Raw genomic sequence first — 13,513 nt, 5'->3', positions numbered from 1 at the left:
GGGCGGGTTGACTGGCGTGGGCGCCGCTCAAGCATCCGAGTTGTGGGCGATCGTGGCCGTCGCACGACGTTGGGCCCCGGGCGGGACATCCCCCACAATGTCCTCGAGGAAGGCGAACCGTTTGAGCCACTGGCTGGACTGCCGCTCCCGCCGGGCGTTGGCGCGCTGCCACCAATCGGCGATGTCTCCCCAACCAGGTGCAGCCAGCGAGCCGCCCACTTCCTGTACCGCCAGCGAGGCGCAAAGATTGGCAAAACGGAGCCGGTCCCCCAACGGCCATCCGGCGAGGCAGCCCACAACAAACGCCGCACCGAAGCAGTCGCCCGCACCGGTGGGGTCGTACGCCGTCACAGGAAGGGACGGCACCCACTCCTCCTCACCGGTTTCGGAATCCACGGCCATGGCTCCCTGCGCTCCCAGCGTCACTACAGCCACCGGAACCCGGTCGGCGAGGGTGTAGAGGGCAGACCAGGGGTTGTCCTTGCCGGTGAAGGCCATCGCTTCCCGTTGGTTCGGCATGAAGGCGTGGAAATTGCCGAGCTGGTCGAGCCGCCTCGAAGACCATTCTCCCGTCGGATCCCATCCGGCGTCGCCGAAGAGTTTGACGCCAGCTCTCCTTGCCGCCAGCATCCAGGGCTCTGGCTCCTCGCCGAGGTCCGCGACGGCGGCAAGCGCCTTGGGCGGCTCGCCAATCAGTTCCGAAGCGCTCATGGGCGAGGGATGTCCGTGGGTGACCATGGAACGATCCTGATCGACGCACAACGAGACAGTGACCGGGGAATGCCAGCCTTCGAACCGCCTGGACAGGGAGAGGTCCACGTGCTCCTGGCTTTCCAGGATCCGCCAGTTGAAGTCCCCGTATCCGTCATCCCCGAAGGCCGCAGCGAGGCTGGTCCGCAGTCCAAGCCGCGCAGCAGCGATCGCTTGGTTGGCCACGCCGCCAGGGCAGGTCCCCATGCCTTGGCTCCACACTTCGGTCCCCGGTTCAGGGCTGCGGTCCAGTCCGGTAAAGATAATGTCCTGGAACACGGTGCCAGTCAGCAGGAGGTCGCAACCTGGGTTGGCCCCTTCCCCCGGCGCATCGTCACGGATCGCGGCGAGGGGATCGAATCGGGCCCTGGGCGTTGCGTCCATGCACGGCAGACTACGCCGCGGCCACGATTGTGCATAGCTTTAGCCCGGCGCGGACCGGACGAATCGCGGACCGGGCTAAAGTTCCTGGTACATGACGTGCAGCCCGACGTAGCCAAGGGTTGGATGCTGGAAGGCCTCGGGGATGGTCGCCAGGATACGGAAGCCCATGGACTGCCACAGTCCCACTGCGCGAACGTTGCTTTCGACGACGGCGTTGAACTGCATCGCCTTGAACCCGGCATCCCGGGCGGCAACCAAGGAATAGGCACACAGTGCCCGGGCGATTCCCTGCCCGCCTTGGTCGGCACGGACCATGTAGCCGGCGTTGGCCACGTGGCTTCCGCCTCCGCCCTGGTTGGCGTGCAGTTCACCGGTACCCAGCACGTCGCCGTCGCGCACTGCCACAAAGGTCAGGCCGGGCGCTTCCTTGATCCATTTGCTTCGGGCGGCTTCTTCGGTAGTGTCGCGGTCCCAGGTGAAGGTCTCCCCTGCCCGGATCACGGGTTCCAGGACGGCCCAGATCCCGGGCCAGTCGCTTGACCGGGCGGGCCGGATCTCGTATTTAACGGCCGCCGCCGTTGCTGTTTCGCTGTTTGAGTGGCTCACGTCCGTTACGGTATCAGCCCGCCATGCACGGCCGGCCCTGCAGGCTGGCTGCAATGCCGGGGAGCTCAGGAGTAGTGTTTTCGCTGGGACGCAGAGGATTTATCGCTTTGCGGAACTTGTTGAATTGCGTTGGATACAGGAGGTAGCGGTGTCGTTGATCCGTCGCGTGGCCTTCCTGTCACTCCATACTTCGCCTATGGAGCAGCCGGGTTCGGGCGATGCGGGCGGCATGAATGTCTACGTCCGGGCGCTGGCCATGGCGTTGGCTGATCTTGGCGTGGAGGTAGAGATCTTCACGCGTTCGACGTCCGCCGGGCAGCCCGCCGTCGAACATCCAGGTCCCGGCGTCTGCGTCCACAACGTCCTGGCAGGCCCGCCCCGGAAACTGCCCAAGGAGGAACTGCCCGATCTTCTCCACGCCATGGTTGCCGAAGTCGAGAGGATCCGGCAGCGGCAACCGCACGGCCGTTACGACGCCATCCATTCGCACTACTGGGTGTCCGGTGTGGCCGGCCTCGAACTCTCCGCATTGTGGAACGTGCCGCTGATCCACACGATGCACACGATGGCGAAGGTCAAGAACCTGGTGCTCGAATCCGGCGAGCGCCCGGAGCCGCGCCTGCGTGAAGACGGCGAACAGAGGATCGTGGATGGAGCCACCCGCCTCGTGGCCAACACTCCTGCCGAAGCCCAGGAGCTCGTGTCGCACTACGACGCCGATTTCGACCACATCGACATCGCTCCCCCCGGCGTTGACCTCACCGTGTTCACTCCCGCCTTCCGGGCCCGGTCCCGCGCCGAGCTTGGAGTGCGGCCCGGCAGTTTCCACTTGCTCTTCGCTGGACGCATCCAGCGGCTCAAGGGACCGCAGATCTTCGTCGAGGCTGCGGGAATCCTCCGCAAGAGGCGGCCCGACATCGACCTCGAACTGACCATCCTGGGCGCCTTGAGCGGCGCCAAGGACTTCAATCTGCAGTCCTTCATCACTGCCGCTGGGCTCGACGACGTCGTCACCCACCGCGCACCGGTCAAGGCGCCCAAGCTGGCGGGCTGGTTCCGTTCAGCCGACGTCGTGGTGATGCCATCCTTCAGCGAATCGTTCGGGCTTGTTGCCCTCGAGGCGCAGGCCTGCGGCACCCCGGTGGTGGCCACCAACGTGGGCGGCCTGTCCCGCGCCGTTGCCGACGGTCGCACGGGCATTTTGGTTGACGGCCACGATCCCTCGCGCTGGGCCGACGTCATCGAAGCCCTGTACGACGATCCCCGGACCCGCGAAGACATGGGCCGCGCTGCTGCCGTCCATGCGGAGGCATTCGGCTGGCACAGGACGGCCGCCATCGCGCTCGAGAGCTACCACTCCGCCATCGGCGCCGTCCTTGTCCGCCCAAGCTAAACGCCCGCTCACCTATCGCGGCAATTCCCCAAACCCTCGCTCACCTATCGCCGCAATCCCCCAAACCCTCGCTCACCTATCGCCGCAATCCCCCAAACCCTCGCTCACCTATGAGGGCACGACTGATAGATTGTCGCGGACAGTGTTCCCGAGGAGTTGAGGACAAGGATGTCTGAAAACAAGATCTTGAGCGACCTCGACATTGCCCGGAGTGCGGCGATACGTCCCATCGTGGAAATCGCAGAGCGTGCCGGGATCAACGTCGATGCCCTGGAACTGTACGGCCGGTTCAAGGCGAAGATCGATCCTGCCAAACTGCGTCTCCCGGCGGCCAAACGCGCCGGCAAGATCGTCCTCGTCTCGGCCATGTCCCCGACGCCGGCGGGCGAGGGAAAGTCCACAACCACGGTGGGCCTTGCCGATTCCTTGACACGGGCTGGCCACCGCGTGATGATCGCGCTGCGCGAACCCTCCCTTGGACCGATCCTGGGCATGAAGGGAGGAGCGACCGGTGGCGGCTACTCCCAGGTTCTTCCCATGGACGAGATCAACCTGCATTTCACCGGCGACTTCCACGCAATCACGTCCGCCAATAATGCCCTCATGGCCCTCGTGGACAACCACATCTTCCAAGGCAACGAGCTCAACATCGACCCCCGCCGCATGACGTTCAAACGGGTCCTCGATATGAACGACCGCTCGCTGCGCGAAGTCATCATCGGCCTGGGCGGGCCCGCTCAAGGAGTCCCGCGGCAGGACGGCTTCGACATCACCGTTGCGTCCGAAATCATGGCCGTCTTCTGCCTCGCGACGGACTTGGATGATCTCCGCGAGCGCCTCGGCCGCATCACTTTCGGATACAGCTATGACCGGCGGCCGGTCACCGTGGCTGATCTCGGTGTCCAGGGCGCACTGACCATGCTGCTGAAGGACGCTATCAAACCGAACCTCGTTCAAACCATCGCAGGGACGCCGGCCCTGGTGCATGGCGGGCCGTTCGCCAACATCGCACATGGCTGCAACTCTCTCATCGCCACACAAACGGCCCAGGAGCTCGCCGACATCGTGGTCACGGAAGCGGGATTCGGCGCCGACCTTGGGGCCGAAAAGTACATGGACATCAAGTCGCGCATCGCGGACGTGGCGCCGTCCGCCGTCGTCGTGGTCGCAACTATCCGGGCGTTGAAGATGCAGGGGGGCATCCCGAAGGAGCTTCTCAAGGAGCCGAACGTCGAGGCGCTCGCTGCCGGCGTCGAGAACTTGAAACGGCATGTGCACAATGTCGAGAAGTTTGGCGTCACCCCGGTCGTTGCCATCAACAAGTTCGCGACGGACACAACAGAAGAGCTCGACTGGCTGCTGGCCTGGTGCGCCCGGGAGGGAGTGCAGGCAGCGGTCGCGGATGTCTGGGGCAGAGGAGGAGGGGGCGACGGCGGCGACGAGCTTGCGGCGAAGGTCGCCGGAGTGGTGGCGGCAGCAACGCCGTCGGACTTCCGTCATTTGTATCCCCTGAGCCTGTCAGTGGAGGACAAGATCCGCACGATAGTCCAGGAAATCTACGGCGCCGACGGTGTGGAGTTCTCCGTCCCCGCGCTCAGGCGCCTCGCGGACATCCGGAAAAATGGCTGGAGCGGGATGCCCGTTTGCATGGCGAAGACCCAATATTCATTCACCGACGACGCCTCCCAGTTGGGTGCCCCCAAGGGATTTACGGTGCATGTCCGCGAACTGATTCCCAAGACAGGGGCGGGCTTCATCGTCGCACTGACCGGTGCAGTCATGACGATGCCCGGCTTGCCCAAGGAGCCCGCCGCCATGCGAATGGACGTCGATGAGCACGGCAACCCGGTGGGCCTCTTCTGACCCTCGCTCACCTATATGGCCCTTTCACGCGACGCTCGCTCACCTATATGGCACTTTCGGGAAACGCGCGCTCATCTACAGCTCCGGAGGATGACAAGATCTACGGCCTAATCCCGGGCCTGTGGATAACTTCTGCGAGCACCCGCCCCTTTGCGCAACAATGCGGGTATGCGAAACGAGTTTGCCCTTCCCACTGAACTGCTTTCAGGTCCGTTCACGCTCGCCGAGGCCCAAGCCCGGGGCGTCCCGCGCGGCCGCCTGCTTCGCGCCGACGTCGAGCGCGTCAGCCGTAACCTCTACCGTCCGAGCGGCTGGGACTTCGATCTGGAGGCGGCCGCCCGTGCGCTGTCGGCCGCCACCCCCGGTGCCTGGATCTCGCACGTGACGGCGGCGCGCCTTCGCTGCTCCAGCCTTCCGCCCTGGCTTGCCGATTCGACGGAGCTGCACCTCAGCAAACCGCGATCGTTGCCTGGAGCCCGCCGCATGGGCGTGATCGGGCACAGGGTGATCGCGGCCGAGGACGAGGTCGAATCCGTTGATGGAATACGGATCAGCACCCGGCCCCGCACTTGGCTGGACATGGCCCGGCTGCTGCCTTTGGACTACCTCGTCTGTATGGGCGACGAACTGATTCGCGTACCCCGACAGGCGCTGGAAGGGCGGGACACACCCTTCGCTACCCTTGAAGAACTGCGCGCCTTGGTGGAGCGGCATCCAAATTTGCAGGGCGTCGTGCGTGCCCGGCAGGCGCTCGAACTGATGCGCGTGGGCGCAGACTCTCCCCCGGAGTCCATGCTTCGCTTGGCCATGCTGGACGCGGGAATCCCCGAACCCGAACTCCAGCTCAGCTTGCGAAGTGACGATCCGTTCTCGCCGTCGGCGGATTTGGGGTTCCGCCACAGGCGGGTCGCCATTCAGTACGACGGCGGCCATCACCTCGCGGAGGCCCAGACACTTAGTGATCGACGCCGGAACAAAGCCTTCGAAGCTGCCGGGTGGACCGTCCTCGTGTTCCGCAAGGACGATCTGGCAGACGGATTCGAGCTGGCCACCAAGAAGATCAAGAAGGCGCTGCGGTCAGCGTGGGTCGATCCTGCCGTCGCATCCGGGTTCGCAAGTGCCGTGTCGTGAGCTTAAACGTCGGACGCCCGCTCACCTGAAGGTGAGCGGGCGTCCGGCCAAAACCCCCATAGGTGAGCGGGCGTCCGGCCAAAACCCCACATTAGTGAGCGGGCGTCCGGCCAAAACCCGATATAAGTGAGCGGGCGTTTAGCGCTCGACGTCGCCGCGGATGAAAGCCTCGACCTTTTCGCGGGCGAGGTCGTCGTTGAACTGCTCCGGCGGGGACTTCATGAAGTAGCTCGAAGCCGAGAGCAGCGGGCCGCCGATACCGCGGTCCAGGCCGATCTTGGCGGCGCGGATGGCGTCGATGATCACGCCGGCAGAGTTCGGGGAGTCCCAGACTTCGAGCTTGTATTCCAGGGACACCGGGGCATCGCCGAAGTTGCGGCCTTCGAGGCGGACGAACGCCCATTTGCGGTCATCGAGCCAGGCGACGTAGTCGGACGGGCCGATGTGGACGTCGTCGGCGTGCAGGACGGCCTCGACGTTGGAGGTCACAGCCTGGGTCTTGGAGATCTTCTTGGATTCCAGGCGGTCGCGCTCCAGCATGTTCTTGAAGTCCATGTTGCCGCCGACGTTCAGCTGGTACGTGCGGTCCAGCGTGACGCCGCGGTCTTCGAAGAGCTTGGCCATGACGCGGTGCGTGATGGTGGCGCCGATCTGGCTCTTGATGTCATCGCCGACGATCGGCACACCGGCGGCGGTGAACTTGTCGGCCCATTCCTTGGTGCCCGCGATGAAGACCGGCAGGGCGTTGACGAAGGCAACACCGGCGTCGATGGCGCACTGCGCGTAGAAGTGTGCAGCATCCTCGGAACCGACGGGCAGGTAGCAGACCATGACGTCGGCCTTGGCTTCGCGCAGTGCGGCGACGATGTCCACTGCTTCTTCCGGAGCCTCGACGATGGTCTCGCGGTAGTACTTGCCCAAGCCGTCCAGGGTGTGGCCGCGCTGCACGGTCACGCCCGTCGAGGGGACGTCGGCAATCTTGATGGTGTTGTTTTCGCTGGCGCCGATGGCGTCAGCGAGGTCGAGGCCGACCTTCTTGCTGTCGACGTCGAAGGCAGCGACGAACTGGACGTCGTTGACGTGGTACTTGCCGAACTCGACATGCATCAGACCCGGAATCGTGGCCTGGGGGTCGGCATCGCGATAGTAGTGGACACCTTGGACCAGCGAAGCGGCGCAGTTACCTACGCCGACAATGGCGACACGAATCGGATGTGAAGACACGGAACTCCTTTGAGAACTAACCTCAGGTGCCTAGCGCGTCCGTACCTGAGTGTAGGACGGCGTCTTAAAGGCACAGCGCCATTCGGCGCTCTTTGCATTGTAACCAACCCGAACGGGGCCGGCTTTGTTCCCAGCCGGCCCCGCTCGTGAATTAAGTGTGCGAATCTACTTCTGCGCCCACAGATTGATGTCGGATTCGACGGCGAACTCGTCAATTGCTGTCAGTTCCTCCGACGTGAAGCCGAGGTTGTTGGTCGCGGACACAGTGTCCTCCAGCTGGGCGACGCTTGACGCGCCCACCAATGCCGATGTCACAGGCGAACCCTTGGGCTGCTCGCGCAGGATCCAGGCGATAGCCATCTGGGCGAGGGTCTGGCCGCGCCCTTCGGCGATGGCGTTCAAGCCACGCACCCGGCTCAGCTTTTCCTCGGTCAGCGCTGATTCGGACAAGAACCGTTCCTTGGCGGCACGCGAGTCCGCCGGGATGCCGTTCAGGTAGCGGTTGGTGAGCATTCCCTGAGCCAGCGGGGAGAAGGCGATGGATCCCGCGCCAACCTGGTCGAGCGTTTCGTAGAGGTTGGGCGTACCGTTCTCGGTCCAGCGGTTGAGCATGGAATAGCTGGGCTGGTGGATGAGCAACGGCGTGCCCATCTCCTTGAGGATCCGGGCCGCCTCGAGGGTCTGCTCCGGGGTGTACGAAGAGATCCCCGCATAGAGCGCTTTGCCGGAACGGACTGCGTGGTCCAGGGCGCCCATGGTTTCTTCCAGCGGGGTCTCGGGATCGGGACGGTGGCTGTAGAAGATGTCCACGTAGTCCAGTCCCATGCGCTGGAGCGACTGGTCCAGGCTGGAGAGAAGGTACTTGCGGGAGCCCCATTCTCCGTAGGGGCCCGGCCACATGTAGTAGCCGGCCTTGGTGGAAATGACGAGTTCGTCGCGGTACGGCTTGAAGTCGTCCTTCAGGTGGCGGCCGAAGTTCGTTTCAGCCGAACCGTCCGGCGGACCGTAGTTGTTGGCGAGGTCGAAGTGGTTGATCCCCAGGTCGAAGGCCCGGCGGAGGATGGCGCGCTGCTCTTCGAAACGCTTGTCGTCGCCGAAGTTATGCCATAGTCCCAGCGAGATCGCGGGAAGTTTGAGGCCGCTGCGTCCGACGCGGCGGTAGGGCATGGTTTCATAGCGGTTTTCCGCAGCCGAATAAGTCATACGTACCATCCTGCCACCGCATTCGAGGCTCGAAGCGCAAGGTCCGCCATGTGGGCGCGGTCACCTTCCGGCTCGCTGTCAGCTAAGGCGCACGACGGCGGCGCTCTCCCCCGGGAGCGTCAGCTTTCCGTTCCCGACGGCGGCCGAAGACTCCGTGGCAAGCAAGACTTCGCCGTCCATAGCCTTCGTCAGGGTCTGGTCCCCGAAGTTGTAGGCTACCCGCACGGCGCCCCGGCTAAGAACCAGCCATTTGTCCTCTTCGCTGAAGTCGACGTGGGTGTCGGCGAACCCGCCCCCGGCGAGCTCCGGCGTCGAGCGTCTGAGCTTCGCCAACGCCCGGTAAAGATCCAGCAATCGGGCGTGATCGCCGTCGTGGGCTTCCTCCCACTTGAGCTTGGAGCGTTCAAACGTCTCCGGATCCTGGGGGTTGGGCACCAACGCAGGGTCCCAGCCCATCCGTTCGAATTCCTTGAGCCGGCCCGTCGCTGTGGCCTCCGCCAGCCATTCCTCGGGATGCGAGGTGAAAAACTGCCACGGCGTGGACGCGCCGAATTCTTCGCCCATGAAGAGCATCGGGGTGAACGGCGACGTCATGGTCAGCACGGCGGCGAGCGCCAGCCTGCCGTAGGACAGGCTCGAACTCAGGCGGTCACCGGCGGCGCGGTTTCCGATTTGATCGTGGTTTTGGTTGCAGACCACCAAAGCCGCGGGATGGACCAGTCCCGGCCGGATGGGCCGGCCATGATGCCTGCCGCGAAAGCTAGAGTAGCTCCCGTCGTGGAAGAAGCCGTGTTCAAGCACCTTCGCCAGTGCGCCCAAGGAATCGAAATCCGCGTAATAGCCGGCCGTCTCACCCGTAAGGTTCACGTGCACGGCGTGGTGGAAATCGTCGCTCCACTGTCCTTCCAGTCCGTAGCCGTTGGTATCCCGGCGGTAGATGAGGCGCGGATTGTTCAGGTCCGATTCCGCGATCAGGGTCTTGGGGACGCCGGTTTCGGCTTCGATGCCATCCGCGAGGCTGGCGAGGTCTTCCAGGATATGGACGGCACGCTCATCGCGGAGGGCATGGACGGCGTCGAGGCGCAGCCCGTCAACGTGGAAGTCATCCAACCACATGGCGGCGTTGTCCAGGATGTATTGCCGGACTTCGTCGGAGCCGAAGCCGTCCAGGTTCACTGAGTCGCCCCACGTGTTGCCTTCGCCGGACTTCAGGTAGGGGCCGAATTTCGGCAAGTAGTTCCCGCTGGGGCCCAGATGGTTGTAGACCACATCCTGGATCACGCCGAGTCCGGCAGCATGCGCCGCATCCACAAATCGCTGATAGGCCTCCGGCCCCCCGTAGCCCTCGTGGACGGCAAACCACAGCACGCCGTCGTACCCCCAGTTGTGGGGACCGTTGAAGGCATTGACCGGCAGGAGCTCCACGAAGTCGATTCCCAGTTCAACGAGGTAGTCCAGCTTTTCCGCGGCTGAGTCGAGGGTGCCTTCCGGAGTGAAGGTCCCGAGGTGGAGCTCATAGATGACCGCGCCGCCAAGCCCGCGTCCTGCCCAATCCGAATCATTCCAGGCATAAGACGAGGAGTCGAAGGTGCGGGAAAGAGCATGGACTCCGTCCGGCTGGCGCTGCGACCTAGGATCGGGAAAAGGTCCCTCCCCGTTCACCAGATAGCCGTAATCAGTCCCGGCCAACCGGGGTACGTCCGCCGCCCACCAGCCCGCGCCGCCGCCGTCGTCGTGTGATCGCATTTCGTGGTGCTGACCGTCCGCCAGCAGAGTCACGGACTCTGCTGACGGGGCCCATACATCGAACCGTTTTCCCACGTTGGTCTTCTCGGCCATCGCTCCCCCTCAATCGTCTCGTCCGGGCTTCATGGGCCCGTCGTTGTCGGTGCTCTGGCTAGCCAATGGGTACAAGCAAAGCCACCGGGTATCTCTGCAGCAGCCTTGCGACGGGCACCTCGCCCGGGGCGTAACTGTTGCCTGTGAGCTCATCCTGGACCGCGGTTCCGAGGCGAATGAAAGTTTCCTCCCACCCGCCGTTTCGCTCAAGTTTCCGCGGCAGCCTCGTGCCCAAAGTGATAGCGCCGCCACCGTCGGCAGCGGTTCCGCGGTCGAAGGCGATCAGGTGTTCGGCGGCGGGACCCTCGGCCATGACAGGACTGTAACCACCGAAAAGCTCCGGCCGGTCGCGTCGCAGGCGCAAGGCCCGGGACGTCAGCAGAAGCTTGGCAAATTCGTCCCGCGCTTCAGTCTGGACACCGGCGTCGAGGGCTGCGAGTGCTGCCCTCCGCCGTTCGAAGTCGACCGCGCGCCGGTTGTCGGGGTCGGTGAGTGAACGATCCCAAAACTCAGTGCCTTGGTAGACATCGGGTACGCCCGGCATGGTCAGCTGGACAATCTTCGCCGACAGTGAGTTGGACGTTCCATACGGGTCCAGAAGTGCAACGAACGCTTCGAGGGCGGCCGTCACCTCCGGCACGTCGAAAACGGCGTCGACGGCGGAGGCCAGCTTCGCTTCGAAGCCTTCGTCCGGCTCCGTCCAGTTGGTGGAGTTGCCGGCTTCGCGTGCTGCTTTGGCGACGTAACCCTGGAGGCGTTCCCGGCTGGCCGGCCACGCACCCGCGACGGCTTGCCATACGAGCGCCGCAAGTGGCCCGTCGGGGATCGGCGCCAGTTCCTGCATGCGGTCCACGAAGGCTTCCCAGTCCGGGACTGCCTCGGAGATGGCGGAGATCCTGGCACGGGTGTCTTCACTGCGCTTGGTGTCATGCGTGGTCAGGGTGGTCATGGACAGCGGGAGCAGCGCCTGGCGGCGGGCCATGCGTTCGTGGAATCCAGCCGTGGACAACGCGAACTCCGTGGGATCCGCTCCCACTTCTGTCAGCGTTCCAAGGCGCGTGTAACGGAAGAACGCAGTGTCTTCCACGCCCTTGGCCATAACCATCCCGGACGTCTGCTGGAACCGCCGGCCCAGTTCACGGCCGGCGTCGAGCAGCAGCGGGAGCAACGCTTTGAGGATCTGGTCCAGCTCAGGCCTGGTCCGTGCAGCGCGCTCAACGGCCTCCACCAGGGTGTCTTTGCCGTAGGGAAGGTAGCTCCGGTAGACGTGGAACGAGGCGATGATCTCGGCCAGGGCGTCAGCCACCTCCAGGCGGGGCAGCTCCGGCGATTCCGGGACGAGCCTCGCGAGCCGCAGGATTTCCGAATGCAGGATGCCATCCGTGATACGGCGCTTGGTGCCGTGGATCATGGCGTCGTAATCGGCGGGCGAACCGGTGCCCCGGAGCCTGCCGTCCAAGGCGTCAAGCTGCACTTCGGCGTCGGGGTCCACGAAAAGGCGATCGACGTCGGCGAGGGCGTCGTAACCTGTGGTCCCCTCGCAGTCGAAGTTCTCCGGAAGGCTTTCCCCGGGCTCCAGGATCTTCTCGACGAGCAGATAGGAGCCAGCCGTGGTTTCCTTCAGGCGCTCCAGGTACCCGGCGGGGTCCGCGAGCCCGTCCGGGTGGTCGATCCTCAGCCCGTCCACAAGCCCGTCACGGAACCATCGGGCGATCTCCGCGTGGGCTTCCTCGAAGACCCAGGGGATTTCGACCCGTATCCCGGCCAGCGTGTTGACCGCGAAGAACCGGCGGTAATTCAGTTCGTCGTCGGCCCGGCGCCAGCCGACCAGCTCGTAGTGCTGCCGCGCATGGACGTCCTTGGCGTCATCACCCGCGGCGTAGCTGCCTTCGGCCAACGGGAAGCGGTGGTCGAAGTAACGCAATTCGCCGTCCACCACTTCCAGCTTGTCGAGGTCGTCATCGCTGCCAAGGACCGGCAGCCGGAGCTTCCCACCACCGAAGTCCCAGTCGACGTCGAACGCTTCCGCGTAGCGGGAGGCCTTGCCCTCCTTGAGGAGGGACCACCACCAGGCATTTTGTGGGGGCGAGGCAACTCCCATGTGATTCGGAACGATATCGACGAGGACTCCGAGGCCGGCTTCCCGTGCCGCTTTGGAGAGCGCCGCGAGCCCTTCGGCACCGCCGCGCGAAGCATCAATCGTGGAGGGATCCGTGACGTCGTAACCGTGGTCCGAGCCTTCCTCGGCCGTCAGGATAGGCGACAGGTATACCCAATCCACCCCCAGCTCGCGCAGATATCCGGTGAGGGCCGCCGCGTCCTGGAGCGTGAACGAGGACCTGATCTGGAGCCTGTACGTCGAGACGGGTGTCCTCATGATCCCCCGTTCTTGTGGGCGCGTGGCTTTCTGGGCTTTTTCGGCGCAGCGGCAGGCTTGGTTTCGGGGTCAGCCTTTGGCTCGGATGCATGGTGCTTTTTCGGTTCGGGTGCCTCTTCCGGTACGGCCTGGAGCGGATTGGTGGACGGTGCCGGTGTGGCCGGCGCAGTCAAGGAAGCCGTTTCGGTGGTGGCTGTCTGCGACAACGCGGCAAGGGACGCGGCTACGGAATGGTCGGGGTCCGTGTCCGGGACACTGTGTGCCCTCAACACCACGAGTGATTTGGCTCCGACGCCCAGGACTGCTTCCGCGTTCACGGGTTCGGTGTCCGCTCCGCCGCCGGCCGTGTCGATGATGATGTCCCACGCGGGAGCATATTCATCCGAGGGCAGCTTGAAGCCGACTTCGTCGTCGTGGGCGTTGAAGTAGAGCAGGAAGTTGACGTCCGTGATGCGCCGGCCTTGGTTGTCCCGGCCGCGGATCCCGTCACCGTTGAGGAACACCCCTACCGAGCGTCCGAAGCCACTGTCCCAGTCCGACGGCGTCATGGTGGTTCCGTCGACGTCGAGCCATACGATGTCCGGAAGCCTCTCGCCCTCACCTCTCAGTACCGGGCGTCCGTCGAAGAAGCGGCTGCGCCGGAAGGTCGGATGCTTGGCCCGCAAGGCGCTGACCGCGGCCGTGAACTCCACCAGCGGCTGGTCCACGCTGTCCCAGTTGATCCACGTCAGCTCGGAGTCCTG

9 protein-coding genes and 1 pseudogene are annotated in these 13,513 nt (G+C 64.5%); 3 read left to right on the top strand and 7 right to left on the bottom strand.

Going from position 1 to position 13,513, the window contains the following annotated elements:
• Positions 1-27 precede the first annotated feature (27 nt).
• Complete coding sequence (locus tag BMF89_RS16310) at positions 28-1,134, bottom strand: carbohydrate kinase family protein (protein ID WP_078108133.1); 1,107 nt, start codon at positions 1,132-1,134, stop codon at positions 28-30.
• A 75-nt stretch (positions 1,135-1,209) separates the two neighbouring features.
• Positions 1,210-1,689: a GNAT family N-acetyltransferase gene (locus BMF89_RS16305; protein WP_139359716.1), complete on the bottom strand. Its 480-nt coding sequence runs from the start codon at positions 1,687-1,689 to the stop codon at positions 1,210-1,212.
• Positions 1,690-1,888: 199 nt separating this feature from the next.
• Between BMF89_RS16305 and mshA the strand changes: the two genes are divergently transcribed.
• The 3 genes from mshA to BMF89_RS16290 all read left to right on the top strand — a co-directional run bounded on the left by mshA (position 1,889) and on the right by BMF89_RS16290 (position 6,127).
• Positions 1,889-3,133 carry a D-inositol-3-phosphate glycosyltransferase gene (gene mshA / locus BMF89_RS16300; protein ID WP_078108131.1) on the top strand — a complete coding sequence of 415 codons (1,245 nt, stop codon included), beginning with the start codon at positions 1,889-1,891 and terminating at the stop codon, positions 3,131-3,133.
• A 168-nt stretch (positions 3,134-3,301) separates the two neighbouring features.
• Complete coding sequence (locus BMF89_RS16295; RefSeq protein ID WP_078108130.1) at positions 3,302-4,996, top strand: formate--tetrahydrofolate ligase; 1,695 nt, start codon at positions 3,302-3,304, stop codon at positions 4,994-4,996.
• 168 nt (positions 4,997-5,164) lie between these two features.
• The gene (locus tag BMF89_RS16290; RefSeq protein ID WP_078108129.1) at positions 5,165-6,127 is read left to right on the top strand and encodes a DUF559 domain-containing protein; all 963 of its coding nucleotides are present in this window, start codon (positions 5,165-5,167) and stop codon (positions 6,125-6,127) included.
• A 138-nt stretch (positions 6,128-6,265) separates the two neighbouring features.
• Here the strand turns inward: BMF89_RS16290 and BMF89_RS16285 are convergent, their stop codons facing one another.
• The 5 genes and pseudogenes from BMF89_RS16285 to BMF89_RS16265 form a co-directional block, all read right to left on the bottom strand.
• Positions 6,266-7,351 (bottom strand): inositol-3-phosphate synthase, encoded by a 1,086-nt coding sequence (locus tag BMF89_RS16285; protein WP_078108128.1) that lies wholly within the window; start codon positions 7,349-7,351, stop codon positions 6,266-6,268.
• 165 nt (positions 7,352-7,516) lie between these two features.
• Positions 7,517-8,554, bottom strand: a complete 1,038-nt coding sequence (mgrA, locus tag BMF89_RS16280; protein ID WP_078108127.1) for an L-glyceraldehyde 3-phosphate reductase — start codon at positions 8,552-8,554, stop codon at positions 7,517-7,519.
• Between the two features lie 78 nt (positions 8,555-8,632).
• Positions 8,633-10,393, bottom strand: coding sequence for a malto-oligosyltrehalose trehalohydrolase (treZ, locus tag BMF89_RS16275; RefSeq protein WP_078108126.1), 1,761 nt, complete (start codon positions 10,391-10,393; stop codon positions 8,633-8,635).
• A 58-nt stretch (positions 10,394-10,451) separates the two neighbouring features.
• Positions 10,452-12,770 carry a malto-oligosyltrehalose synthase gene (gene treY / locus BMF89_RS16270; protein WP_078108125.1) on the bottom strand — a complete coding sequence of 773 codons (2,319 nt, stop codon included), beginning with the start codon at positions 12,768-12,770 and terminating at the stop codon, positions 10,452-10,454.
• Positions 12,767-13,513, bottom strand: a pseudogene (locus BMF89_RS16265) (glycogen debranching enzyme); the annotation flags it as partial. The gene treY and the pseudogene BMF89_RS16265, both read right to left, overlap by 4 nt.

This window comes from Arthrobacter sp. SRS-W-1-2016, assembly GCF_002009585.1.
In the GTDB taxonomy this organism is placed as follows: Bacteria; Actinomycetota; Actinomycetes; order Actinomycetales; family Micrococcaceae; genus Arthrobacter; species Arthrobacter bambusae_A.
This window is presented reverse-complemented; position numbering and strand designations above follow the sequence as displayed.